This is a genomic window from Serratia sp. HMSC15F11 (genome assembly GCF_001808215.1).
Classification (GTDB): domain Bacteria; phylum Pseudomonadota; class Gammaproteobacteria; order Enterobacterales; family Enterobacteriaceae; genus Serratia; species Serratia nevei.
On record NZ_KV792392.1, the window covers coordinates 20738 to 46197 of the forward strand.

Here is a 25460-nt window from a genome sequence, read left to right on the forward strand (position 1 = left end):
ATAAAGTCGTTCAAAAAGAATAGCTGTCTTGCGTGCTTATTCAGAGTTAATTAATAGCCCGAAGTTCCGGCACAGATGATTGGCAATAGTAAACAAATATTGTCCGTCTTTACAAAAATCGAGACAGCCAACCAATTGGAATTGTTAAATTTATTCTTCAGCGTAATTATTCCGCCGCCATCAATCGACGATATTCGTCATAGGCGTAAAGGTCGGTCATTCCACTGATATAGTCCTGCAATAAACGCGCGCGGAAATAATATTCCCGAATGGCTTGCTGCTCCGGCGATAAATGCTGCAGCCCCTCTACCGCCTCCGCATACGCCAGCCGATGCTTGGTGGACAGCTTGTGGAACAGGCGCGTTTCGATCGGGTAAGCGCGATGGCTGTCCTCGCGCACCAGTTGGCTGAAATCCGCCAGCGACATCGCCAACAGTGGGCTGTAAATGTCCAGCAGGCCGCTGATCACCCGGTAGCCTTGCAGCTCGAGTTGCTCGACCTCCGGGTGGTTGAACACGTGCTTGAACGCCACATTTTTAAATATTTTCAGCAGCCGGTACGCCGGGCTGGAGTCCTCCAGCAGCGCCTGATTGAAACTGCCCTGATAGACCGCGTCCAGATTGTCGATAAAGCGCTGCGCCGCGTGCGGCACCAGCCGCGCCACGGTAAACACCCGCAGATACATGAAGAACTGATCTTCCGCGCTGCGCCGCGCGCCGCCGCGATCGATCTTGCGAAACGCGCTGGCGACGGTCTTGTCGAACAGATCGCCCGGCACCACCTCGCCCCACTCCTGAATCAGGTGCTGATACAGCTGCTCGACGGTGAAAATGCTCTTCTCCACCGCGTCTTCCAGATCGGCCACGCAGTACGAGATATCGTCGGCGGCCTCCATGATATAGGTCAGCGGGAAACGATCGAACTCGCCCATGTGCAGCTCGCGCCGCAGCCGATCGACGAAGGCCTCTTCCGCCAGATAGTAGCCGGGCTTTTTCATCAGGTAACTGTGGCTGGCGGGGATGTCGCTCGCCCAGTAGGCCGGGCGGGTGTATTTCAAAATGCAGCCGACCTGCGCGTAGGTCAGGTTGAGCTTGAGCAGGCTGTACACCATGCGGATCGCCTGGGCATTGCCCTCGAAGTGGCTGAGATCCTGACGGATCCGGCTGCGCAGCCGGTTCAGATCGCTCTCCCCCTCATGCAGGCGCAGCGTCGCCACCTGGCAGCGATCGTGGCTGCCCGGCTCGCTGCCGCAGCTGGCGGGATCGAGCCGTTGGGCGAACCAGTCGTTGATCGCCGACTCGCCGAAGTGACCGAACGGCGGATTGCCGATGTCGTGCATCAGGCAGGCCATTTCCACGATGCTTTCAAACGGATCGAGCAGCCGGGTCAGGCCGAGCTCATCAATTCTCCCCGCCTGTTTGAAGCGGTTGAGGATCTCTTTGGCAATGTGGCGCCCAACCTGCTGCACCTCCATCGAGTGCGTCAGGCGGCTGCGTACCGCCGCGTTGCGCTCCAGCGGAAACACCTGGGTTTTTTGCTGCAGACGGCGAATGGCGGCCGAGTTGACGATGCGCCCGCGATCGCTCTCGAACTGCCGCACGATGTCGTACTCTTCCTCGGCCTCGATCGGTTTGCTGAAAGGCCGTTGGAAGCTGATTTTTTGCTTGAAGTCGATCCCGGACATCTGTTTCTCCGCCGTTGCACCCTGCCCCCGTGATAACAATTCCCGGCAGCGGATGCAACGCATTATCTCTCATACACAGCCATGATAGACTATGCCGCAATTCTCACGGCCAATCAGCGAGTGTTATTTATGAAAGTAGGCATCATCGGCGCAATGGAGCAGGAAGTCACCCTGCTGCGCGATCAAATCGAAAACCGTCAAACCATCCAGCGCGCGGGCTGCGAAATCTACACCGGCCAGATCGGCAGCGTTGACGTGGCCCTGCTGAAATCCGGCATCGGCAAAGTCTCGGCGGCCATGGGCACCACCCTGCTGCTGGAACACTGCAGCCCGGATCTGGTGATCAACACCGGTTCAGCCGGCGGCCTGGCCAGCAGCCTGCGCGTGGGCGATATCGTGGTGTCGGAAGAAGTGCGCTACCACGACGCCGACGTCACCGCCTTCGGCTACGAGCCGGGCCAGATGGCCGGCTGCCCGGCGGCGTTCGTCGCCGACGACGCGCTGATCGCGCTGGCAGAAGGCTGCATCAAACAGCTGGATCTGCACGCGGTGCGCGGCCTGATCTGCAGCGGTGACGCCTTCATCAACGGCGCCGAGCCGCTGGCGCGCATTCGCGCCACCTTCCCGCGCGTCGCCGCCGTGGAAATGGAAGCCGCAGCGATCGCCCACGTCTGCCATCTGTTCGGTACGCCGTTCGTGGTGGTGCGCGCCATTTCCGACGTCGCCGACAGCGAGTCGCACATGAGCTTCGACGAGTTTCTGGTGGTAGCGGCCAAGCAGTCTACGCTGATGGTCAACGCCATGCTGCAAACCCTGGCCAAGCGCGGTTGATGTGAGGCTGCGCTTCACCTCAATGCTCTGTCTGTTGGCGCTCTGGCTGGCCATGCCGGCCGGCGCCGCTCAGCGGGTGATCAGCCTGGCGCCCAACGCGACCGAACTCGCCTATGCCGCCGGCATGGGCGATGTGCTGGTGGCGGCGAGCGCCTATTCCGATTATCCGCCGCAGGCCGCCAAGCTGGAGCAGGTGGCCTCCTGGCAGGGCATCAATCTGGAGCGGGTGCTGGCGCTCAAGCCGGATCTGATCCTCGCCTGGCGCGGCGGCAATCCGCAGCGCGTGCTGGATCAGCTCGCCGCGTTCGGCATCCCGATCTTCTATGCGGACGCCGACACCCTCGAAGGGATCGCCGGTTTGCTGGACAAGCTGGCGCAATACAGCCCGCACCCGGAGCAGGCGCATCAGGCGGCGGAAGGCCTTCGCCGCCAGTTCGCCGCTCTCAAACAACAGTATGCCGCTAACCCATCGCGGCGCGTGCTGCTGCAGTTCGGCACCCAGCCGCTGTTCACCAGCGCCGGCGCCACATTGCAGAGCCAGGTGCTGGCGCTGTGCGGCGGGCAGAACGTCTTCGCCGACAGCCGCACCCCTTGGCCGCAGATCAGCCGCGAGCAGGTGTTGGCGCGCCAGCCGCAGGCCATCGTCATCACCGGGGGCGCGAAAGAAGCCGCCAGTGTGAAAGCTTTCTGGGCCCCGCAGCTGCAGGTGCCGGTGATCGCGCTGAACGAAGACTGGTTCAACCGCGGCGGGCCGCGCATTGCGTTGGCGGCGCAGCAGCTGTGCCGCCAATTGGCGGAGATCCGCTGATGCTGGTGTTCTGGTTGGATATTCTCGGCACGGCGGTATTCGCCGTCTCCGGCGTGCTGCTGGCCGGTAAGCTGCGCATGGATCCCTTCGGCGTGCTGGTATTGGGCGTGGTCACAGCGGTCGGCGGCGGCACTATCCGCGACATGGCGCTGGCCAACGGCCCGGTGTTCTGGGTCAAGGATCCCACCGATCTGGTGGTGGCGATGATCACCTGCGTCTTGACGCTGCTGCTGGTGCGCCAGCCGCGCCGTCTGCCGAAGTGGGTGCTGCCGGTGCTGGACGCCGTCGGGCTGGCGGTGTTCGTCGGCATCGGCGTCAACAAGGCCTTCGCGGCCGGCACCGGCCCGCTGGTGGCAATCTGCATGGGAGTGATCACCGGCGTCGGCGGCGGCATTATCCGCGACGTGCTGGCGCGCGAGATCCCGATGATCCTGCGCACCGAAATTTACGCCACCGCCTGCATCATCGGCGGCATCGTGCACGCCACGGCGTTTTACACCTTCCACATGCCGCTGCAACAGGCCATGATGCTGGGCATGATCATCACCCTGGCCATTCGGCTGGCGGCCATCCGCTGGCACCTCAAACTGCCCGCCTTTATTCTCGAACGCTGAGCCGTCGCCCTGCGGGGCGACGCTTGGCAACGCCGCGCCTGGTGATTTATTAGACTATTAACGGGGTTGATGGTATTATTTTCCACCGAAAAATAGCGTAGTGACGATGTAAAATTCTGTTATCCGCAGGTTAATTCCTTTCCCACGCTGTTAAAACTTTTTAACTTTTTGCCGATAAGTCATCACAAGATGGCTTACGGATGACTATTCCCGCAATGATGAAAAAAATTCTGCTTGCCTGCTGTGGCACCCTGCTGAGTGGCGCCGCGTATGCCGATGCCGTCAGCGGCCAGATCGGCGTTACCCTGACCATTGAACCGCAATGCGCCGTGCGCCTCGAGGCCGCCGCCCCACAGGCCGAATGCAGCCACGCGACGGCGCAGCCGAACATCATCCACAGCCCATCGGCACAGGCGAACGGTGCGGAAGTGATCCTCGTGGAATGGTAGGCATAAAAAAACCCGCCGGCCGTAAGGCGAGCGGGTTGATATTCTGACAGGCAAACTCAGATGCTGAACGACGAACCGCAACCGCAGGTGGTTTTGGCATTCGGATTGGTCACCACGAAGCGCGACCCTTCCAGCCCTTCGGTGTAGTCCACCGAGCCGCCGACCAGATACTGCAGGCTCATCGGATCAACCACCAGCGCCACGCCCTGCTTCTCGATGGTCATGTCGCCATCGTTGACCTTGTCGTCAAAAGTGAAGCCGTACTGGAATCCGCTGCAGCCGCCGCCGGTAATGTAAACCCGCAACTTCAGGTTCGGATTTTCTTCGTCAGCAATCAGGAACTTAACCTTGCTTGCTGCTGCCTCGGTAAATTGCAGGGGCAGTGCCGTTTGATCACTCATACTCTTTACTCCCAACATTGTTCAGCATCAGATCGCGACTATGGCTGCCTGATTAATATTAACGATTATCCGATACCTGAGTGTTGCGTTCAAGTATTCACCGCATTTGTTGTATTTTCCTTACCTGTTTTCTCCGCCGCTTCCCGCGCCAGCTGCGCCTCCTGCCCTTGCAGCGTGCGGGCCAGGATCGACGAATACAGCGGCTTGCCGCCGAGCAGCTGCGCCACCACCGTGGCACCGAGGCAGGTGATGATCATCGGTAAAATCAGTTGGTAGTTGTCGGTCATTTCCAGTACCAGCACGATGCCGGTCAGCGGGGCGCGCACCGTGGCGGCGAACAGTGCCCCCATGCCGGCGATGGCGAAGGTGCCCGCCTCGATGCCGTACTGCGGGAACAGATGCGCCCCCGCCAGCCCAAAGGCGGTGCCGAACAGCGTGCCCAGCGCCAGCATCGGCGCAAAGATGCCGCCCGGCGCGCCGGAGCCGAAGCACAGCAGCGTAGTGAAGATGCGGGTGATAAAGATAAACATCAACATGCCGACGCTGTAATTGCCCGCCGCGGCGATCGGGATCAGCCCAAAGCCGCCACCCGCCGCCTCCGGCTGGATCAGCCCCAGAATGCCGCACACGCCGCCGAGCAGCCCGCCCATCAGCAAGATATTGCGCATTCTGCCGCCGTGCAGGCGCGCAAACATGTCTTGAGTGCGGAAGATCAGCGCGTTGAATCCCACGCCCACCGCACCGAATATCGCCCCCAGCACCAGATAGAGCCACAGGGTATTGATGGGCGCCGAAGAAAGTTTGTCGACCGCGATCACCGATCCCTGGCCGTTAAACAGCTGGAACACCACGCTCGACATAATAACGCCGATAAACACCGCTTTAATCGAGATCAGGTTGTAGCGGAACTGCGGCCGCATCTCTTCGATGATGAACAAGATGCCGGCCAGCGGCGCGTTGAACGCGGCGGACAGCCCGGCGGCGGCCCCGGTCGCCAACAGCGTATGACGCGCCTCGGCGCCGCGAATGCGCAGCACGTCCAATACCATGCGCCCGACGTTGCCGCCCATTTGCACCGTGGGGCCTTCGCGCCCCAGCACCATGCCCGCCCCCAGCGTGCCCATGCCACCGATGAATTTCACCGGGATCACGCGCCACCAGCGTACCGGCCGCAGCTCCTCCAGCGCGCCTTCGATCTCCGGAATGCCCGAGCCGCCCGCCTCAGGCGCAAAGCGCCGCACCAGGTAATAGCCCAGCGCCGCCAGCGCGGCGGACAGGATAAACGCCAGCGGCCACACCAGGAGCCAGGAGTCGGCGACCTGCGCCAACGAAGCCAGCCGCTGCTGCTGCACCCATTCCACCGCCTTATCGAAGGCCACGCCGAGCAAACCGGCCAGCGTCCCCACCAGCGCGGCCATCACCAGGATCGCCACCGGGGTCTTATCGCGGCGAATAAACTGACGCACCGCATCGCTGCGGCTAAGACGCGGGCTCAACGTCCCGACTGGCTGTGATTGTGATTCCGTCATCGCGAGTAATTCGTCAGGTAATTTGTAATACAAATAGGCAAGGCGGTTATTCTACCCCAACCCGATGGCGGGCGCTGCCGTTAATGGTATCTGACTGTGATCGTTTCATAACGCGGCGCTCTCCTCTAGAATAGCGCGGTCAAATCATTCAAAAGAGAATCCAGGAGCCGATTTATGAGCCTACACAGCAAGTCCGAAAGTCTGTACGCCCAGGCGCAACAGTTGATCCCCGGTGGGGTGAACTCTCCGGTGCGTGCATTCACCGGCGTAGGCGGTGTGCCGCTGTTTATCGAGCGGGCTGACGGGGCTTACCTGTTCGATGCCGACGGCAAGGCCTATATCGACTATGTCGGTTCCTGGGGGCCGATGGTGCTGGGGCACAACCACCCGGCGATCCGCGACGCGGTGATCGAAGCGGCGCAGCGCGGCCTGAGCTTCGGCGCGCCGACCGAGATGGAAGTCAAAATGGCGCAGCTGGTCACCGAACTGGTGCCTACCATGGATATGGTGCGTATGGTGAACTCGGGCACCGAAGCCACCATGAGCGCCATCCGCCTGGCGCGCGGCTACACCAACCGCGACAAAATCATCAAGTTCGAAGGCTGCTACCACGGCCACGCCGACTGCCTGCTGGTGAAAGCCGGTTCCGGCGCGCTGACCCTCGGCCAGCCGAACTCACCGGGCGTGCCGGCCGACTTCGCCAAGCACACCCTGACCTGTACCTATAACGACCTGGATTCGGTGCGCGCCGCCTTCGAGCAGTACCCGTCCGAGATCGCCTGTATCATCGTCGAGCCGGTTGCCGGCAACATGAACTGCGTGCCGCCGCTGCCGGAATTCCTGCCGGGCCTGCGCGCATTGTGCGACAAGTACGGCGCGCTCTTGATCATCGATGAAGTGATGACCGGTTTCCGCGTGGCGCTGGCCGGCGCGCAGTCCTATTACGGCGTCGAGCCGGATCTGACCTGCCTCGGCAAAATCATCGGCGGCGGCATGCCGGTGGGCGCCTTCGGCGGCCGCCGCGACGTGATGGACGCGTTGGCGCCGACCGGCCCGGTCTACCAGGCAGGCACCCTGTCCGGCAACCCGATCGCCATGGCGGCGGGCTATGCCTGCCTGACCGAAGTATCACAGGTAGGCGTACACCAGACGCTGACCGAACTGACCGAAATGCTGGCCGCAGGCCTGCTGCATGCGGCGCAGGAAGAGAATATCCCGCTGGTGGTCAACAACGTCGGCGGCATGTTCGGCCTGTTCTTCACCGAGGCGCCGACAGTGACCTGCTATCAGGACGTGATGCAGTGCGATGTGGAACGCTTCAAGCGTTTCTTCCACCTGATGCTGGAGGAAGGGGTGTATCTGGCGCCGTCCGCCTTCGAAGCGGGCTTCATGTCCGTGGCGCACAGCAAGGAAGACATTCAGCGCACCATCGACGCCGCGCGTCGCTGCTTCGCCAAGCTGTAATCCCGGCCGAATGGCCAAAAAAACGGGCGCCTCGGCGCCCGTTTTGTTTTTCGCAGCCGCTTAAAGCAGCGTGCCGTAAATGGTCAACAGCGCCACCACCACCACGATGATCATCGTCACCTTGCGCGCCAGCGTCACCGCCGCCCGCGGCGTTTGCACCGGATCCATATGCGGATCGCGCGCCAGCGAGAACTGCGCCAGCCGCGTCAGCACCTGATACGACGACGAATGCCGATCCCCCAGCGAGGCGAACCAGGCCGGCAGCGCACGCTCACCGTGGCCGAACAGCGCGTAGGCCACCCCAGCCAAACGCACCGGGATCCAGTCCAGCCAGTTCAGCAGATGATCGATACCCGACTGCGAACGCTCCAGCGGCGTATTGTGGCGCGCCAGCCAGGTTTGATAGGCGCGCAGGAAGGCATACCCCGCCAACGCGATCGGCCCGTAAGGCCCAAAGACCACGAACCAGAACAGCGGCGCCAGGTAATAGCGGAAGTTGATCCACAGCAGCGCGTTTTGCAGCTCGCGCAGGCGCAGCTCTTCGCTGCAGTCCACCGGCAAACCGTGGATCAACGCCAGCTCTTCCGCCATCTGATCGCTGGCGTGAGTATCGCCCTGCCGCGCCGCTTTCAGGTAGGCGCGGTAGTGTTTGCGCTTGATGCCGGCGCCGACGCACAGCAGATCGATGACGATCCACAGCAGCAGCGTCACCACGCCGAAGAACAACCCGTGAGACAGCCACAGAACGCCCCAGACGATCACCATCCAGGCGGCGGTCATCGCCAGCGTCTGCGCCAGCGAAACCCGATGCAGCCGCTGAAACACCACTTCGAGACGGTGATCCAACTGCCAGTGTTCTCCCAGCTTAAACAGGCGCTCCCAGGCCAAAACCAGCAACAGCGTAAACAGCGTCATTAGCGATTCCTCTCCCTTTTTCTTGTCTCAAGCATAGCGTCGGCGGGCGCGTCGCGTTGTTCCAGAGATGCCAGATAGCGATCCCAATCGAACGCCGGCCCGGGATCGGTCTTGCGGCCGGGGGCGATATCGCAATGCCCGGCGATATTGGCCACCAGCGGCGGATAATGTTCGGCCAGCAGCGCGGTGACCGCCTGCAGCGTGCGGTATTGCGCCTCGGTGTAAGGCAACAGATCGGTACCTTCCAGCTCGATGCCGATGGAGAAATCGTTGCACCGATCGCGCCCCTGATACAGAGAAACGCCCGCGTGCCAGGCGCGCTGGTCGAAGGGCACATACTGCACGATCTCCCCGTCGCGGCGGATCAGACAGTGCGCCGACACCCGCAGCTGATGGATCTCGGCGAAATAGGGGTGCTGCGCGGGATCGAGCGTGCCGGTAAACAGCTGGTCGATATAGGGGCCGCCGAATTCGCCGGGCGGCAGGCTGATGTTGTGGATGACCAGCAGCGAGGGGGGCTCGTCATCCGGACGCCGATCGCAGTGCGGCGACACCACTCGCGTCACCCCGACAATCCAGCCATTTTCCAACTGCATCAGACACCTCTCTGCGGTGGTACTTATTCCTGCAACAGAGTAGCATGTTCCCCTACGATCTAACCGTCCATTTCGGAGTTTTCCATGCCGCCACGCCGCTACAGTGCCGACAGTCGCCGCACCGAGCTTCTTGAACGAATTGAAAGTGATATTCCCTATGCCGTCGCCCAGGCGCTGCGCGAAGACCTGGGGGGTGAAGTCGACGCCGGGCGCGATATTACCGCGCAATTGTTACCGGCGGACAAGCAGGCCGAAGCCACCGTCATCACCCGCGAAGCCGGCATATTCTGTGGCCGCCGCTGGCTGAATGAGGTCTTTATTCAATTGGGCAACCAGGTGCTGGTGGAGTGGCTGGTGGCTGACGGCGACCGTCTGACGCCGAACCAACCGCTTTGCCGGCTGCGCGGCCCCGCGCGGGTGATGCTGACCGGCGAGCGCACCGCGCTGAACTTCGTGCAGACGCTCTCCGGCGTGGCGACCGAGGTCAACCGCTACGTGGCCCTGCTGGAAGGCACCCGGACTCGCCTGCTCGATACCCGCAAGACCCTGCCCGGCCTGCGCACCGCGCTGAAATACGCCGTACTGTGCGGGGGTGGCAGCAACCATCGGCTGGGGCTGTCCGACGCCTTCCTGATCAAGGAAAACCACATCATCGCCTCCGGCTCTATCAAGAACGCGGTGGAAAAAGCCTTCTGGCTGCACGCCGACGTGCCGGTGGAAGTGGAGGTCGAATCGCTCGATGAGCTGCAGCAGGCGCTGGATGCCGGTGCCGATATCATCATGCTGGACAACTTCAGCGTCGAGATGATGCGTCAGGCGGTCGCCCAAACCCAGGGCCGCGCCCAGCTGGAGGTGTCCGGCAACGTCACCAGCGAGACGCTGCGCACCTTTGCCGAGACCGGCGTGGATTACATTTCGGTCGGCGCGCTGACCAAGCACATCACTGCACTCGATCTGTCGATGCGCTTCAAATGATCCCCCTCGCCCCCGGCCGCTGTCGGGGGCGTTACGGTAAAATTGCGAACCTCCTCCCACCGTTTTTTTCACCGCTGCAAACGACATCATTACTGATGGAAGCGCGCCGAGAAACGCGCAAAAGCCCCTCGCCGAGCCTCCGAGCAAGCCGCTACCGTTGTCTTCCACACCCCAATGGAGAAAACAACGCATGGAAACGCAACGCGGCTTTACCCTGATAGAACTGATGGTGGTGATCGCCATCATCGCCATCCTCAGCGCCATCGGCATCCCTGCCTACCAGCGCTACATCCAGAAAGCGGCAATGACCGACATGCTGCAAACCATGGCGCCGTATAAACTGGCGGTCGAGCTGTGCGTGCTGGACGAAGGCGCCCCCACCGGCTGTGAGGCCGGCAGCAAAGGCATTCCCACCGGCGGCGCGTCGCGTTACGTCAGCGGGGTGAAAGTCGCCAAAGGCGTGATCACGCTGACCGGCACCCAAACGCTGCAGGGGCTGGCGGTGGCATTAACCCCCAAAGCGAACGCCGATGGGCTGACCCGCTGGAGCCGGCTGTGCAGCAGCGAAAACGCAACGCTGGTTGAGGTGTGCCAGGAAGTCTTCCGCTTCGACAACGCGGCGGAGTAACGGCGATGAACGCGCAAATCAGCGAAGAGGTTCACGCCCTGTGCCGGCGCTATCAGGCGTTGGCGCTGAACGAAGACCCGACCACTCTCACGATCGCGCTCAACGAAGAAGCGCCGCAGGGGCTGCTGGCGGCGCTGCGTTTCGCCACCGGCAAGCGCATCCATCTGGAACATTGGCCGGCGGCCAGGCTGGAGCAGGCACTGAACCAACGCCACGAATCGCTGCCGGCGCCGCTGGCAGCCGAAGAAGACACCGCCGACATCGCCTACCCCGACGACGGCGATGCGCCGGTGGTGCAGTTCATCAACCAGACGCTGCGTCTGGCCATCCAGCGCCGCGCCTCGGATATCCACTTCGAGCCCTTTCGGCAGCATTTTCGCATTCGCCTGCGCATCGACGGCGTGCTGCAAACCCTCGCCTCACCGCCGCCGCAGCTGGCCGCGCGCCTCATCGCCCGGCTGAAGATCCTCGGCCAGTTGGATATCGCCGAGCGCCGTCAGCCTCAGGACGGGCAACTCAGCCTGACGCTGGACAGCGCGCGCTATGCCATGCGTATCGCCACCCTACCGACGCTGCACGGCGAAAAGGTGGTGCTGCGCGTTCAGCAAGGTGAGCAGCAGGAGCTGCCGCTGGATCAACTGGGCATGGGCCGGGCGGATCTGGCGCGCTACGCGGCGGCGCTGGCCTGCCCGCAAGGTTTGATCCTGGTGACCGGCCCGACCGGCAGCGGCAAGACGGTCACGCTGTACAGCGGTCTGCGCCAGTTGAACGATGCGCAAAGCAACCTGTGCAGCGTCGAGGATCCGATCGAGATACCGCTGTTCGGCGTCAATCAAACCCAGATCAACGCCAAAACCGAGCTGAGTTTCGCCCGGGTGCTGCGCGCCCTGCTGCGCCAGGATCCGGATGTCATCATGATCGGCGAGATCCGCGATGCGGAAACCGCCGAGATTGCAGTCAAGGCCGCGCAAACCGGCCACCTGGTGCTGTCGACGCTGCATACCAACTCCACCGGCGAAACCCTGACGCGACTAATGCATATGGGTATCCCCGGCTACCTGCTCGCCGGCTGCCTGAAGCTGGTCATCGCACAGCGGCTGGTGCGCAGGCTGTGTCGCCACTGCCGCTACCCGCACAGCCAGCCGACGCATTTTCCTGCCTCGGTCTGGCCGGAGCCGCTGATCGCCTGGCGCGCCGACGGCTGCGAACATTGCTTCGGCGGCTACTATGGGCGCATCGGCGTGTATGAGCTGTTGGCCATTACGCCGGAAATACAGGCGGCGTTGCTGACGAACACCGCGCCCAGCCTGCTGGCGGATGTCGCCCGCGAGCAGGGGCAGCTTTCGCTGCTGCAGGCCGGGCTGGCGCTGGCCAGCGAAGGCACGACCTCGCTGGAAGAACTGTACCGCGTGATCGACGTCGTCCAGCTCGGCGTAACCGCGCCATGAAAGCGCGCCGGCTGTTCCTTTGGCAGGCTTTCGACGCCCAGGGCGCCTTGCGCCGCGGCGAACTGATGAGCGATGAAAAACGGCAGGTGAGCCGGTTACTGATCGAACAAGGCCTGCAACCTTGGCGGATTGGGCACGGCAAACGCATCACGCCCGGCCAGTGGCGCGGAGAACCCTTAATCCACTTCACCCGCCAACTTGCCACCCTGTTGCAGGCCGGGTTGCCGCTGGTCAATACGTTGCAGCTGCTGGCGGCAGAGCATCCTTCGGCAGCCTGGCGTTGCCTGTTGCGCCAGTTGGCAGAGCAGGTGCGCGAAGGGCAGCCGCTCTCCGAAACCCTTGCCGCGCAGCCAGGCGTTTTTCCACTTATCTATCGCCAACTGATCGCCATCGGCGAACTGACCGGCAACCTCGATCGCTGCTGCCTGCAGCTGGCACAACAACAGGAAGCCCAGCTGATGCTGCGCCGCAAAGTGACCAAAGCGCTGCGGTATCCCCTCTTCATCTGTGCGGTGGCGCTGCTGGTCAGCGTGCTGATGCTGGTGATGGTGCTGCCGGAATTCGCCAAGGTTTATCAGTCGTTCGATGCCCCGCTGCCCTGGTTTACCCAAGGGTTATTGGGGGTGTCCGCGCTGCTGATCGCCGTTGGCCCCTATTTGGCGCTGCTGCTCGGCGCATTGCTGCTCGGCTATTGCCGCTGGTTGCATCCACACCCGCCATGGCGCCGACGTGAACAGGCCGCCTTGCTGCGCCTGCCGCTGATCGCCCGGCTGGTGAGCGGCGGCGCGCTGAGCCAAACCTTTCGTATTCTGACCATGACCCAACGCGCGGGGCTGACGCTGGTGGAAGGGTTGAACGCGGCGGCACTGGCGGCGGATCATCTGCTGTACCGACAGGCGCTGGAGCAGGTGCAGCGGCAGATCGCCGAAGGCGAGGCGTTTCATCATGCCCTGGGCCTGCAACCGCTGTTTCCGCCGCTGTGCCGGCAACTGGTGCGGGTGGGCGAAGAATCCGGTTCGCTGGACGCCTTGCTGGATAAATTGGCGCAGTGGTACGAACGGCAGACGCACGAGCTGGCCGATACGCTGGCGCAAACGCTGGAGCCACTGCTGATGCTGGTGGTGGGCGGGATTGTCGGTGCTTTGGTGATCGCCATGTACCTGCCTATTTTTCAACTGGGCAGCGTGCTGGGATAAAAAAGAGGATAGCGGGCGCCGCTGTGCGCTGCGCCCGAATGCAAGGTGCGGCTTATTTGCTGCCGAAGACGCGGTTTTCCTGCTCCGCCACGCGGATAAAGGTGGTGCGCTTGGTCAACTCTTTCAGGCGCTCGGCACCAACGTAGGTGCAGGCGGAACGCAGGCCGCCGAGGATATCGCGCACGGTAAACTCCACCTCGCCACGCAGCGGCAGCTTGACGGTTTTGCCTTCGGCCGCGCGATACTCCGCCACACCGCCGACGTGGCGTTTCATCGCCGACTCGGAGCTCATGCCGTAGAACAGCATGAACTTCTCGCCGTTCTCTTCCACCACGGTGCCTTCGCACTCGTCGTGGCCGGCCAGCATGCCGCCCAGCATCACAAAGTCAGCACCGCCGCCGAAGGCTTTGGCAACGTCGCCCGGCACCGAGCAGCCGCCGTCGCTGACGATTTGGCCGCCCAGCCCGTGGGCCGCATCGGCGCATTCGATCACCGCCGACAGCTGCGGGTAGCCCACGCCGGTCTTCACGCGGGTGGTACAGACTGAACCCGGGCCGATGCCGACCTTAACGATATCGGCGCCGGAGAGGATAAGCTCTTCCACCATCTCGCCGGTCACCACGTTGCCGGCGCAGATCACGTGATTCGGGCAGGCTTCGCGCGCTTTCTGCAGGAAGGCGACGAAATGTTCAGAGTAGCCGTTGGCCACGTCGATGCAGATGAATTTCAGCGCCGGAGACAGGGCCAGGATCTGCTGCATTTTGACGAAGTCGGCTTCGGAAGTGCCGGTTGACACCATCACGTGGCGCAGCACCGATTCCGGCATGCGCTGCACGAAGTCAGCCCATTGCTCGACGCTGTAATGTTTGTGTACCGCGGTGAGAACGTCGAAAGAAGCCAGGGCCTCTGCCATGCGGAAGGTGCCCACCGTGTCCATGTTGGCGGCGATAATCGGCACACCGGACCAGCTGCAACCTGAATGCTTGAAGGTAAACTGACGTTCCAGTTCAACCTCGGAGCGGCTTTTCAGCGTAGAGCGCTTAGGGCGGATCAACACGTCTTTAAAGCCCAACTTCAAATCTTCTTCAATACGCATGACTTATGATGTCCTGGTTAATGGCGACGGATCGCAAGGAGGATGTTCGAATCTCTGCCCGACGGCTTTCCGGTGGCGCAAAAAGACGGCGGCGAGATTAATGCCAGTTCCAGTGACGTTATAATACGCGCTAATAATCGCCGAACAAGACTGCGAATTCGCCTTTATTTACGCTACAATCCGACAAATTTACCTGCATAACCGCAGTGTGATTGCCCGCTCATTTTTGCCGTGCCGCTGCGCTTTTTCTCGCCGTCCGATCGGTGCCGATGCGCAAGCGCCGCCTGCCGACTTGCACTTCTGCGCGATCGCTTTATGATTCGACTATTATTTTTTTATGAACATCGGATGCACCTAACACCATGGCCTACATTGTTGCGTTGACCGGGGGCATAGGCAGCGGCAAGACGACCGTCGCGAACGCCTTTGCGCGCCACGGCGCAACCCTCGTCGATGCCGACGTGATCGCCCGTCAGGTCGTCGAGCCGGGCACCCCTGCTTTGGCCGCGATCGCCGAGCGATTTGGTAATGAAATGTTGCTGCCGGACGGCGCATTGAACCGCGCTGCGCTGCGTCAGCGCATCTTTAGCCATCCCGATGACAAAACCTGGCTGAACCAGCTGCTGCATCCGCTGATACACCGTGAAACCCAGCGCCAACTGGCGCAGGCCACCGGCCCGTACGCGCTGTGGGTGGTGCCGCTGCTGGTGGAAAACGGTCTGCAAGATCGCGCCGATCGGGTGCTGGTGATCGACGTCGACGCCGAAACCCAGCTGGCTCGCACCATCGCGCGCGACGGCGTCAGCCGTGAGCAAGCGCAGAGCATTCTCGCCGCCCAGGCCACGCGCCGGCAGCGCCTCGCCGTGGCGGATGACATTATTGACAACAGCGGCGCCGCTCAGGGGATAGAGCCACAGGTCGCCGCACTGCATCGTCGCTACCTTGAACTGGCGGCAACAGCGCCCCAACAGGATTAAACTGCATGAGTGATGTTTCCCCAACCGTTCTCTTTGAACACCCGCTGAACGAAAAAATGCGCACCTGGCTACGCATCGAATTTCTGCTGCAACAGCTGCACGGCCAACGCGCCCTGAGTGAAACCGCCATCGCCCTCACCTTCTTTCGCACCGTCTCCGACTTGCTGGACGTGCTGGAGCGCGGCGAAGTGCGCACCGAACTGCTCAAAGAGCTGGAGCGCCAGCAGCAGAAACTGTTGGCCTGGGCCGATGTGCCGGGCGTGGATATGGCGCTGATCGACCAGCTGCGCGGCCAGTTGAAGTCGCGCTCATCGGCGCTGATGGCGGCGCCGCGCCTCGGCCAGGCGCTGCGCGAAGATCGGCTGATCGGCCTGGTGCGCCAGCGGCTGAACATTCCCGGCGGCTGCTGCAGCTTCGATCTGCCAACCCTGCACATGTGGATGCACGCGCCGCAGCAGGATCGCGATGCCGACGTCGCCACCTGGCTGCAGTCGCTGGATCCGCTGAACCAGGCGCTGATCATGGTGTTGGATCTGATCCGTCAGTCGGGGCCGTTCCGCAATCAAATCAGCCTGAACGGCTTTTTCCAGGACAACGCCGAAGGGGCAGATCTGCTGCGCCTGCGCCTCCATCTGGCGCCGCAGCTTTATCCGCAGATTTCCGGCCACAAGACCCGCTATGCCATTCGTTTCCTGCCGCTGGATAGCGAAAATGGCGTGGTGCCTGAACGCCTGACGTTCGAACTGGCCTGTTGTTGAACTTGTGCAAGAAAGCCTTCCCAGCACTGACAGAAGGCGTAAGGAACCGTTATGACGACCGTAGTAAAATGCCCAACCTGTGGCACCGGCGTGGTTTGGGGTGAAGTTAGCCCGTTCCGGCCGTTTTGCAGCAAGCGCTGCCAGCTGATCGATCTCGGCGAGTGGGCTGATGAAGAGAAACGTATTCCGAGCAACAGCGATCTGTCGGAAAGCGAAGACTGGAGTGAAATGGACGATCGTTGATCGTCCACGATTGGCCTGGCGCCCGCCAGGCCAACCTTGTTATTGCGCGGCGTTCGCCTGCGCCACCAGCAGCTGAATAATGCCGGCATTGGCTTCCGGGAACTCGTCTTCACGCAGCTCCGCCTGTTTAACCCAGCGCATCGGTTGCCCCTCGCGGCCGTACGGCTCGCCCGCCCAGGCTTCCACCAGATAAAAATTCAGCGTCACGATGCGATCGCTGAAGCGGTGCTCCACCACCTCCAACAGTTCGGCGCGTTCGGCTTCGATACCGGTCTCTTCCCGCAGTTCGCGGCTCAGCGCCTGCTCCGGCGTTTCACCCTGTTCGATCTTGCCACCGGGGAACTCCCAGAATCCGGCCATGTGCGCGTCGGCGGCGCGGCGGGTAATAAAGATCTCCCGTTGCGCATTACGGATGATGCCCACGGCGATATTCAGATGTTTCATCTCACCCTCCTGATGGGTGTCAAAAAACAGGGGCTCAGCAAGCTGAACCCCTGGGTATTATCGGTTAACCGCAGCCGGCATTACTGCAGGCGGCCGTGGCACTGCTTGTATTTCTTACCGGAGCCGCATGGGCACGGATCGTTGCGGCCCACTTTACGCTCGGCGGTCGCTGGCGCGTTCGGATCTTCGGTCACCAGCGCGTTCTCGTCGTGGTGGCTCAGCTGTTGGTGCTGCGCCAGGCGCTCGGCCTCTTCACGGCGCTGCTGTTCCAGCGCTTCCACCTCTTCCGGCATCCGCACCTGAACCTTGCTCAGCACGCTGATCACTTCATATTTCAGCGATTCCAGCATGGTGGCGAACATGTTGAAGGATTCACGCTTGTACTCCTGCTTAGGATCCTTCTGCGCATAGCCGCGCAGGTGAATACCCTGACGCAGGTAGTCCATCGCCGCCAGGTGCTCTTTCCACAGGGAATCCAGAGTCTGCAGCATCACGCCCTTCTCGAAGTTGCGCATCATTTCGCTGCCGACCACTTCTTCCTTACGCTGGTACTGCTCTTTGGCGTTCTCCAGAATGCGTTCGCGCAGCGTCTCTTCGTGCAGCTCCGGCTCTTTGTCCAGCCATTGTGCGATCGGCATCTCCAGATCGAAGTCGTTCTTCAGGCGCTCTTCCAACCCCTGAATGTCCCACTCTTCTTCCAGCGACTGCGGCGTGATGTAGTTGTCGATGGTGCTCTTGAACACGTCCTCGCGGATGCTGGCGATGGTTTCGCTCACGTCGGACACGTCCAGCAATTCGTTACGCTGGCTGTAGATGGCGCGGCGCTGATCGTTAGCGACGTCGTCGTATTCCAGCAGCTGCTTACGGATGTCGAAGTTGCGGCTCTCCACTTTGCGCTGTGCGTTGGCGATCGCCTTGGTCACCCACGGGTGCTCAATTGCTTCACCTTCCTTCATGCCCAGTTTACGCATCATGCCGGACACGCGATCCGAAGCGAAGATACGCATCAGGGCATCTTCCATCGACAGGTAGAAGCGGGATGAACCGGCATCGCCCTGACGACCGGAACGGCCGCGCAGCTGGTTATCGATACGGCGCGATTCGTGGCGCTCGGTGCCGATGATATGCAGGCCGCCCGCCGCCAGCACCGCGTCGTGGCGCACTTTCCAGGCCGCTTTGATGGCTTCGATCTGCTCTTCGGTCGGCTCTTCCAACAGCGCCACTTCGGCCTGCCAGCTGCCACCCAGCACGATATCGGTACCACGGCCCGCCATGTTGGTGGCGATGGTTACCGCACCGCTCTGGCCGGCCTGGGCAACGATATCCGCTTCCATGGCGTGGAATTTGGCGTTCAGCACCTTGTGCTCGATGCCCGCTTTGGTCAGCTCATGGGAAACCACTTCGGATTTCTCGATTGAGATGGTACCCACCAGCACCGGCTGGCCTTTGGCGGTACGCTCGCGGATGTCTTCGATGATGGCGCCGATCTTCTCTTTCTCGGTCATGTACACCAGATCCGGCATGTCCTTACGGATCATCGGACGGTTGGTTGGCACCACGATGGTGTCCAGCTTGTAGATCGAGCTGAATTCGAAGGCTTCGGTATCGGCGGTACCGGTCATCCCGGCCAGCTTCTCGTACAGACGGAAGTAGTTCTGGAAGGTGATCGAAGCCAGCGTCTGGTTCTCGTTCTGGATCTCCACGCCTTCTTTGGCTTCCACCGCTTGGTGCAGACCGTCGGACCAACGGCGGCCCTGCATGGTACGGCCGGTGTGTTCGTCGACGATGATCACTTCGCCGTCTTTCACGATGTAGTCAACGTCGCGGGTAAACAGCACGTGGGCGCGCAGCGCGGCGGTAACGTGGTGCATCAGCATGATGTTGGTCGGCGAGTACAGCGATTCGCCTTCATCCATGATGCCGGCTTCCACCAGCATCTCTTCGATTAGGATCAAGCCGCGTTCGGTCAGGTGGACCTGACGCGCCTTCTCATCCACCGAGAAATGCCCTTCACCCTTGAAGGTGTCGGAGTCTTCTTTTTCCTGGCGGATCAGTTTAGGGATCAGCTTGTTGACCTTGATGTACATCTCGGAGCTGTCTTCGGCCGGGCCGGAGATGATCAGCGGCGTACGCGCTTCATCGATCAGGATGGAGTCCACCTCATCCACCAACGCATAGTGCAGTTTGCGCTGCACGCGCTCTTCCGGGCTGAACGCCATGTTGTCGCGCAGGTAGTCGAAACCGTATTCGTTGTTGGTGCCGTAGGTGATGTCAGCGGCGTAAGCTTCACGCTTGGCCGGCGCCGGCATGCCCGGCAGGTTGATGCCGATGCTCAGGCCGAGGAACTCGAACAGCGGACGGTTGTTTTCGGCGTCACGCTGCGCCAGATAGTCGTTGACGGTCACGACGTGCACGCCGCGGCCGCTCAGGGCGTTCAGATAGGCCGGCAGCGTCGCGGTCAGGGTCTTACCTTCACCGGTACGCATTTCGGCGATACAGCGGTCGTTCAGCACCATGCCGCCCAGCAGCTGCACATCGAAGTGACGCATGCCGAACACGCGCTTGCTCGCTTCACGCACCACGGCGAAGGCTTCCGGGATCAGGCTTTCCAGCGACTCGCCTTTCTCCAGGCGCGCGCGGAACTCGTTGGTTTTCGCTTTCAGCTCGTCATCGGACAATTTTTCCATGTCCGGTTCCATGCGGTTGATCTGCTCAACCACTTTGCGCATGCGGCGCAGGGTACGATCGTTACGGCTGCCAAAAACTTTGGTTAATAATTTCACTAACATGATGTTTGATATCTCTGTCATGACGGCCGAATACGGCAGTCAACTTGCTATTATTTATGGTTTTTGTGCCCTGAGGGCGGAGTCAGACGAGCGCGGCAGGCCCGGCGCGAATGCCCTGTACCTGCGCCACCCACAGACCGGTCTGGTGCCGTGCCAGCGTTGGCAGCACCTCAAGGTGGGTATGGCGAATGATGGTCGGCGGCTTCGGCTCGTGCGTCAGCAGCGCGTTGAGGGTAGAAAGCAGCGCCAGTTGCGCTACCTGCAAAGGCGGTTCGGCTTCGGCTTCGCTCTCCTGCACCCGCGCATAAACCGCCTGCGGCGCCAGCGCGAAAGAGAGGTGACGAATGACGGTGCGCAGCGCATGTTGCTGCCAGTAATCTACGCTGAAGGTAGGGCGACGGTGCGCGTCCTGCAGCAGGGCCAGGCTGTTGAAGGTGCCGTTGGCCGAATTTTGCCGGTTAAGGCTGGACGACGTATTCGGCAGTGCGGCCTGATCGGGGGCGCCGGGCAAATTGGAAGACGCGCCAAGCGTGGCCGCAACCATCCCTAACAGGAGATGGGGCCAGAAATAACGTCTGCCAAATTGTCGCCAACGATTTAGAATACCGATCACGAGTTTATAATCCGCCGGAGCCCATTATGCGCGATAGCCGTCCACAATTATTAGATGTCCTGTTCGACGACGCGTCTGCCGGCAGCAAAGGGCCGCTGCATAACGTCCAGCAACGCGCGGTGGCGCTGCTCAAGCTTAACCGTGCAGTGAAGGGCCTGTTGCCTGCTCCCCTGCATCCCTGGTGCCGCGTCGCGAATTTCCGACAGGGTATTTTAGTGCTCGAAACGGCAAATGCCAGTTGGATGATGCGCTTGCGCTACGAACAACCCGCTTTGCTGTCTGCACTACGAGCGCAAATTCTACCATCATTGTCGTCGATCGACATCAGGATTAATCCGGCCTTGATGGCGAAAGGCAGCCACCAGGTGCAAAACGCAGAGAAAGCGCCGGAAAAACCCGTGCCGATGCGGCATTTGAGTCTGGAGAGTGCGGAAGAACTGAGAGGATTGGCGAGCCGTAGCCCGGAGAAACTGCGCAAGATATTGGAACGGCTGGCTGCATTGGCCGGAGAGGGTACCAACACAACCAGTCGTGATAAGTGATCAGCGACACAGCTGCAAAACACCAGACCGCATCACGAGCCTGAATTCTCAGGCTCTCAGGGGATGCGCCTGCCGTTATTCGCAGCAGGCGAGGAATTCAGACCTTACGCCAATACGGTGGACGGTGCCTTGAATGCCAGCGGCATTTCGGCTTCGTCCTGGAAGGTCACGTATTCCCACGCTTCCTGCTTGGCCAGCACGGCCTGCAGCAGTTTGTTGTTCAGCGCGTGGCCAGACTTGTACGCGGTGAACGCGCCAATGATGTTGTGGCCGCACATGAACAGATCGCCGATGGCGTCCAGCATTTTGTGACGTACGAATTCGTCTTCGAAACGCAGGCCGTCTTCGTTCAGCACGCGGTAGTCGTCTACCACGATGGCGCAGTCGAAGCTGCCGCCCAGGGCCAGGCCACGGGACTGCAGGTATTCGATGTCGCGCATAAACCCGAAGGTGCGCGCGCGGCTGATTTGACGCACGAACGACTCAGCCGAGAAATCAAGACGATAGCGCTGAGAGCTGGCGTCGATAGCCGGGTGGTTGAAGTCGATGGTGAAGTCCAGGCGGAACCCGTTATGCGGGGACAGCTCGGCCCACTTGTCGCCATCTTCAACGCGCACGGTCTCTTTCAGACGCAGGAATTTCTTCGCCGAGTTCAGCTCTTCGATGCCGGCATCCAGCAGCAAGAACACGAACGGACTGGCGCTGCCGTCCATGATTGGGATTTCAGCGGCGTCGACTTCGATGACGATGTTGTCGATGCCCAACCCAGCCAGAGCGGCGTTGAGGTGCTCAACGGTCGAAATACGCACGTCATGCTCATTCACCAGGCAAGTACAGAGCATGGTATCACGCACGGATTTTGCATCAGCCGGAAAATCAACCGGTGGATTCAAGTCAGTGCGACGATAGATGACCCCGGTATTAGCCGGCGCTGGGCGCATTGTCAGCGTGACTTTCTTGCCGGTATGCAAACCGACGCCAGTCGCCTGAACAATACGTTTTAATGTCCTTTGTTTGATCATCGTTTTATCTCGCAATGTTATCCATCCTACCAGCCAAGCATACAGCATGGCTGGCGGGACAGTTTAGCACAAAGAGCGGAGATTCCAAATTCTCAGGATATTCTTAGTCTGCCTGTTTACGCAGGAAGGCTGGAATATCAAGATAATCGGGCTCTTTATTCGGCTGCGCAGCTTGGTCGTTGACCACCTTGGCGGCAGGTTTTACTTCCTGCGGCAGAGGCGACATGCCGTGCTGCTGATAACGGTGGTCCATCACCGGCTGGCTGGCCTGCTTATTGGTCACCAGGGTGATTTCAGGACGTTTGTCCATACCGATACCGGTTGCAACCACGGTTACGCGCAGTTCGTCGTTCATTTCCGGATCCAGCGAGGTACCGATAACCACGGTAGCGTTGTCGGACGCGAACGCACGGATGGTGTTACCCACGGTTTCGAACTCATCCAGACGCAGGTCGAAGCCGGCGGTGATGTTGACCAGCACGCCGCGCGCGCCGGACAGGTCGATGTCTTCCAGCAGTGGGCTGGAGATCGCCATTTCGGCCGCTTCTTCGGCACGGTCTTCACCGCAAGCCACGCCGGAACCCATCATCGCGTAGCCCATTTCGGACATCACGGTGCGCACGTCGGCGAAGTCGACGTTCATCAGGCCCGGACGGGTGATCAGCTCGGCGATACCCTGCACCGCGCCTTTCAGCACGTCGTTGGCCGCGCCGAACGCGTCCAGCAGAGAGATGCCGCGACCCAGAACTTTCAGCAACTTGTCGTTCGGGATGGTGATCAGCGAGTCCACATGTTTGGACAGCTCAGCGATACCCTGCTCCGCGAATGCCATGCGCTTCTTGCCTTCGAAGTTGAAAGGCTTGGTCACCACGGCCACGGTCAGAATACCCAAATCTTTAGCCACTTCAGCCACCACTGGCGCCGCACCGGTACCGGTGCCGCCGCCCATGCCGGCCGCGATGAAGACCATGTCTGCGCCGTCCAGCGCTGCGCGCAGGGCTTCGCGGTCTTCTTCCGCTGAATTGCGACCCACTTCCGGGTTCGCGCCCGCACCCAGACCTTTGGTAATACCGCTACCGATCTGGATGGTTTGGCCAACCGCCGTTTTGCGGAGCGCCTGGGCGTCCGTGTTCACAGCGAAGAATTCAACACCTTCGATGCGCTCGCGCACCATGTGTTCAACGGCGTTGCCACCGCCGCCGCCGACGCCGATGACTTTAATCACCGCGTCATTGGTTAGTTCCATTGGTTCAAACATAGTTTCTCTCCGTTTTGTGCCTGTCGCTGCGAGATCATAAAAAGATTACTCAGCATGATCTCTTTGTTGAAACATTAAAACTCTTTTCTCAGCCAGCTATTGATACGTTTAAACCAATTGCCCACCGAGGCGCGTTTTTCTCCTTCTGTCTCACCGCTCAGGTGAGACTCTTTTCCATAGTGCAGCAGACCTACCGCTGTAGAGTAGTAAGGCTCCTGCGCATAATCCGTCAGACCCGTGATGTTCAAGGGTTGGCCGATGCGTACCTGGGTGTGGAACACCCGTTGCGCACAGGCTGCCAGGCCATCAATCTGGGCGGCGCCACCGGTCAGCACGATACCGGCTGCCAGATGATGCTTCACCCCTTGCTGACGCAGTTGCTCCTGCAATTGCAATATTTCATCGTTAACCAGATTCAACAGTTCGGTGTAGCGTGGCTCAATGACTTCAGCCAGCGTCTGTCTTTGCAGACTGCGCGGAGGACGTCCCCCGACGCTAGGCACCTCTACATTCTCATCCTTGCTAACAATCGACCCAAGCGCACAGCCGTGTCGAACTTTAATCGCTTCCGCGTCGGTCGGCGGCGTGCCGAAGGCGTAGGCGATATCGCTGGTGACCACGTTCCCGGCATAAGGGATCACTTTGGTGTGGCGCAGCGCACCGCCGGTGTACACCGCCATATCCATGGTGCCGCCGCCGATATCCACCACGCAAACGCCGAGTTCGCGTTCATCTTCGGTCAGCACCGCGTAGCTCGCGGCCAGACCGGCGAAAATAAGTTGGTCAACTTTCAGGCCGCAACGTTCCACGGCCTTGACGATGTTCTTCGCCATATCGTTATGGCAGGTAATCAGATGCACCTTGGCCTGCATGCGCACGCCGGACAGCCCAACCGGGTTTTTGATGCCTTCCTGATAATCGATGGCGTATTCCTGAGGAATCACGTGCAGAATGCGGTGTTCGTCGCGCACGCGCACCGATTTGGCGGTGTGCACCACGTTCTCCACGTCGTCCTGCGTCACTTCCTCTTCCGAGATCGGCACCATGCCGATTTCGTTCTGGCAGCTGATGTGTTTGCCCGACAGCGCCAGGTACACCGAGGAGATCTGGCAGTCCGCCATCAGCTCGGCCTGATCGATGGCGCGCTGTACGCACTTCACCACCGACTCCAGGTCGTTTACGCCACCCTTATCCATGCCGCGAGACGGGCAGCTGCCCACCCCGATAATGTTGACCATGCCATCGGGCAGAACTTCCCCTACCAACGCGGAGACTTTTGCAGTACCGATCTCCAGTCCAACTACCAGTTTTCTGTCCGTCGACTTGATCATTGTTGTTTTGCCTGTGCCTGATTCTGTTGCTGATTACTGTTTTGCTGACCGCCAAGCGCCTGCGGATCGACCAACACCGGAGCCCACCCTACCGAAGCGCCGGACTCGTAGCGCAGATCGACATAGCTGACACGCTTGCTCTCCGCCTGGCCCTGCTGCTGCAATACCGGGTAAAGCTCGATAAACCGCTGCAAACGCCCGTTGCGGTCATCGCGCCCCAGCTCAAGCCGGACATCGTTGTCCAGCGCCAGCTGCCAGGAATGGCGCGCGGTCATCGCCGCCATTTTCAGCGTATATTTGCTGGCCGCCAACGTGGCGCTCATCGCCCGATAGCCTTCCAGCACATCCTGCTCGCTCCCTTCCGGCCCGTAGAGCAGCGGCAACTTCTGTTTACCCGCCCGCTCCGCCGGCACGCTGAACGCTTTGCCTTCGGCGTCCACCATGTGCAAATCGTTCCAGCGCGCCACCGGGACGTACTCCACCAGATGGATCTTCAGCTCATCCGGCCATTGTTTGCGCACGCTGGCCTGCTTGATCCACGGCAGACGTTCGATCTGCTGCTGGATGACGTCCACATCCTGCGTCATAAAGGTGCCGGGCGCGCCCAGCGCCAGGATCGCCTGACGAATATCATCGTTGGTGGTGTAGTGGCGTTCGCCGGTCACCACCAGCCTTGAGAGCGGCAGGCGACTGGCGTCTTTCATCCAGCCAAGCACCGCCCAACCGCTCCACACGACCGTTCCCAACACCATCAGCAGGAAAATCATTCCCGCCAACTGGGTTCCATTGCTGCGGCGCGGGCCGTTATCCACCTCGCGATCGCGCGCATTCAGGGCAGCTTGCGACATA

General features: G+C 61.0%; 26 protein-coding genes. 13 read left to right on the top strand and 13 right to left on the bottom strand.

Translation table 11 applies throughout. The annotated features are described in order from the left end of the window. Window positions 1–166 precede the first annotated feature (166 nt). The gene (gene dgt, locus HMPREF3138_RS01710; protein WP_025301593.1) at window positions 167–1684 is read right to left on the bottom strand and encodes a dGTPase; all 1518 of its coding nucleotides are present in this window, start codon (window positions 1682–1684) and stop codon (window positions 167–169) included. 129 nt (window positions 1685–1813) lie between these two features. On the opposite strand from dgt, the gene mtnN reads away from it, so the two are divergent. The 4 genes from mtnN (at window position 1814) to HMPREF3138_RS01730 (ending at window position 4386) form a co-directional block, all read left to right on the top strand. Continuing rightward, window positions 1814–2515, top strand: a complete 702-nt coding sequence (gene mtnN / locus HMPREF3138_RS01715; RefSeq protein ID WP_038873535.1) for a 5'-methylthioadenosine/S-adenosylhomocysteine nucleosidase — start codon at window positions 1814–1816, stop codon at window positions 2513–2515. 22 nt (window positions 2516–2537) lie between these two features. Then, window positions 2538–3323, top strand: coding sequence for a vitamin B12 ABC transporter substrate-binding protein BtuF (gene btuF / locus HMPREF3138_RS01720; protein ID WP_038873532.1), 786 nt, complete (start codon window positions 2538–2540; stop codon window positions 3321–3323). After that, window positions 3323–3937: a TRIC cation channel family protein gene (locus HMPREF3138_RS01725; RefSeq protein ID WP_038873529.1), complete on the top strand. Its 615-nt coding sequence runs from the start codon at window positions 3323–3325 to the stop codon at window positions 3935–3937. Before btuF ends, HMPREF3138_RS01725 begins: the two co-directional genes overlap by 1 nt. Before the next feature lie 215 nt (window positions 3938–4152). Further along, on the top strand, window positions 4153–4386 hold the full coding sequence (locus HMPREF3138_RS01730; RefSeq protein ID WP_038873526.1) for a hypothetical protein: 234 nt from the start codon (window positions 4153–4155) through the stop codon (window positions 4384–4386). Between the two features lie 56 nt (window positions 4387–4442). On the opposite strand, the gene erpA is transcribed toward HMPREF3138_RS01730, so the two are convergent. Then, complete coding sequence (erpA, locus tag HMPREF3138_RS01735) at window positions 4443–4787, bottom strand: iron-sulfur cluster insertion protein ErpA (protein WP_033649222.1); 345 nt, start codon at window positions 4785–4787, stop codon at window positions 4443–4445. Between the two features lie 89 nt (window positions 4788–4876). Then, entirely contained in the window at window positions 4877–6316 is a 1440-nt protein-coding gene (clcA, locus tag HMPREF3138_RS01740; RefSeq protein ID WP_038873523.1) for a H(+)/Cl(-) exchange transporter ClcA, read from the bottom strand. 174 nt (window positions 6317–6490) lie between these two features. Between clcA and hemL the strand changes: the two genes are divergently transcribed. Next, window positions 6491–7780 carry a glutamate-1-semialdehyde 2,1-aminomutase gene (gene hemL, locus HMPREF3138_RS01745; RefSeq protein ID WP_038873520.1) on the top strand — a complete coding sequence of 430 codons (1290 nt, stop codon included), beginning with the start codon at window positions 6491–6493 and terminating at the stop codon, window positions 7778–7780. A 60-nt stretch (window positions 7781–7840) separates the two neighbouring features. On the opposite strand, the gene ampE is transcribed toward hemL, so the two are convergent. Beyond that, entirely contained in the window at window positions 7841–8695 is an 855-nt protein-coding gene (ampE, locus tag HMPREF3138_RS01750; protein ID WP_033631795.1) for a beta-lactamase regulator AmpE, read from the bottom strand. After that, window positions 8695–9291: a 1,6-anhydro-N-acetylmuramyl-L-alanine amidase AmpD gene (ampD, locus tag HMPREF3138_RS01755; RefSeq protein WP_038873516.1), complete on the bottom strand. Its 597-nt coding sequence runs from the start codon at window positions 9289–9291 to the stop codon at window positions 8695–8697. The genes ampE and ampD overlap by 1 nt, the downstream gene beginning before the upstream one ends. Before the next feature lie 84 nt (window positions 9292–9375). Between ampD and nadC the strand changes: the two genes are divergently transcribed. The 4 genes from nadC to hofC all read left to right on the top strand — a co-directional run bounded on the left by nadC (window position 9376) and on the right by hofC (window position 13538). Further along, entirely contained in the window at window positions 9376–10266 is an 891-nt protein-coding gene (nadC, locus tag HMPREF3138_RS01760; RefSeq protein ID WP_038873514.1) for a carboxylating nicotinate-nucleotide diphosphorylase, read from the top strand. Window positions 10267–10456: 190 nt separating this feature from the next. Then, window positions 10457–10894 carry a prepilin peptidase-dependent pilin gene (gene ppdD, locus HMPREF3138_RS01765; protein ID WP_038873512.1) on the top strand — a complete coding sequence of 146 codons (438 nt, stop codon included), beginning with the start codon at window positions 10457–10459 and terminating at the stop codon, window positions 10892–10894. Between the two features lie 5 nt (window positions 10895–10899). After that, on the top strand, window positions 10900–12342 hold the full coding sequence (gene gspE / locus HMPREF3138_RS01770; protein WP_038873510.1) for a type II secretion system protein GspE: 1443 nt from the start codon (window positions 10900–10902) through the stop codon (window positions 12340–12342). Continuing rightward, window positions 12339–13538 (top strand): protein transport protein HofC, encoded by a 1200-nt coding sequence (hofC, locus tag HMPREF3138_RS01775; RefSeq protein WP_038873508.1) that lies wholly within the window; start codon window positions 12339–12341, stop codon window positions 13536–13538. Before gspE ends, hofC begins: the two co-directional genes overlap by 4 nt. 52 nt (window positions 13539–13590) lie before the next feature. Here the strand turns inward: hofC and HMPREF3138_RS01780 are convergent, their stop codons facing one another. Further along, window positions 13591–14634, bottom strand: coding sequence for a GMP reductase (locus tag HMPREF3138_RS01780; protein WP_038873504.1), 1044 nt, complete (start codon window positions 14632–14634; stop codon window positions 13591–13593). Between the two features lie 362 nt (window positions 14635–14996). On the opposite strand from HMPREF3138_RS01780, the gene coaE reads away from it, so the two are divergent. Genes coaE through yacG form a run of 3 tightly spaced genes read left to right on the top strand, consistent with a single transcriptional unit; the run spans window position 14997 to window position 16612 of the window. Further along, entirely contained in the window at window positions 14997–15611 is a 615-nt protein-coding gene (gene coaE, locus HMPREF3138_RS01785) for a dephospho-CoA kinase (protein WP_038873501.1), read from the top strand. Between the two features lie 5 nt (window positions 15612–15616). Then, window positions 15617–16369, top strand: coding sequence for a cell division protein ZapD (gene zapD, locus HMPREF3138_RS01790; RefSeq protein WP_038873498.1), 753 nt, complete (start codon window positions 15617–15619; stop codon window positions 16367–16369). A 51-nt stretch (window positions 16370–16420) separates the two neighbouring features. Beyond that, complete coding sequence (gene yacG, locus HMPREF3138_RS01795; protein ID WP_004932737.1) at window positions 16421–16612, top strand: DNA gyrase inhibitor YacG; 192 nt, start codon at window positions 16421–16423, stop codon at window positions 16610–16612. A 39-nt stretch (window positions 16613–16651) separates the two neighbouring features. Here yacG and mutT read toward each other — a convergent pair whose 3' ends face one another. From mutT to secM, 3 genes are all read right to left on the bottom strand, one after another. Further along, window positions 16652–17056 carry an 8-oxo-dGTP diphosphatase MutT gene (gene mutT / locus HMPREF3138_RS01800; RefSeq protein ID WP_038873496.1) on the bottom strand — a complete coding sequence of 135 codons (405 nt, stop codon included), beginning with the start codon at window positions 17054–17056 and terminating at the stop codon, window positions 16652–16654. Between the two features lie 80 nt (window positions 17057–17136). Next, window positions 17137–19845, bottom strand: coding sequence for a preprotein translocase subunit SecA (gene secA, locus HMPREF3138_RS01805; protein ID WP_038873493.1), 2709 nt, complete (start codon window positions 19843–19845; stop codon window positions 17137–17139). 82 nt (window positions 19846–19927) lie between these two features. After that, on the bottom strand, window positions 19928–20458 hold the full coding sequence (gene secM, locus HMPREF3138_RS01810; protein ID WP_038873490.1) for a secA translation cis-regulator SecM: 531 nt from the start codon (window positions 20456–20458) through the stop codon (window positions 19928–19930). A gap of 26 nt (window positions 20459–20484) precedes the next feature. Between secM and HMPREF3138_RS01815 the strand changes: the two genes are divergently transcribed. Further along, on the top strand, window positions 20485–21000 hold the full coding sequence (locus HMPREF3138_RS01815) for a DUF721 domain-containing protein (RefSeq protein ID WP_033637110.1): 516 nt from the start codon (window positions 20485–20487) through the stop codon (window positions 20998–21000). A gap of 104 nt (window positions 21001–21104) precedes the next feature. Here HMPREF3138_RS01815 and lpxC read toward each other — a convergent pair whose 3' ends face one another. From lpxC to ftsQ, 4 genes are all read right to left on the bottom strand, one after another. Continuing rightward, window positions 21105–22022, bottom strand: coding sequence for a UDP-3-O-acyl-N-acetylglucosamine deacetylase (gene lpxC / locus HMPREF3138_RS01820; protein WP_025159644.1), 918 nt, complete (start codon window positions 22020–22022; stop codon window positions 21105–21107). A gap of 103 nt (window positions 22023–22125) precedes the next feature. Next, window positions 22126–23280 (bottom strand): cell division protein FtsZ, encoded by a 1155-nt coding sequence (gene ftsZ, locus HMPREF3138_RS01825; RefSeq protein WP_004932757.1) that lies wholly within the window; start codon window positions 23278–23280, stop codon window positions 22126–22128. 74 nt (window positions 23281–23354) lie between these two features. Further along, on the bottom strand, window positions 23355–24611 hold the full coding sequence (gene ftsA, locus HMPREF3138_RS01830) for a cell division protein FtsA (RefSeq protein ID WP_070558772.1): 1257 nt from the start codon (window positions 24609–24611) through the stop codon (window positions 23355–23357). Next, window positions 24608–25459, bottom strand: coding sequence for a cell division protein FtsQ (gene ftsQ, locus HMPREF3138_RS01835; protein WP_004932761.1), 852 nt, complete (start codon window positions 25457–25459; stop codon window positions 24608–24610). Before ftsQ ends, ftsA begins: the two co-directional genes overlap by 4 nt. Window position 25460: the final 1 nt, after the last annotated feature.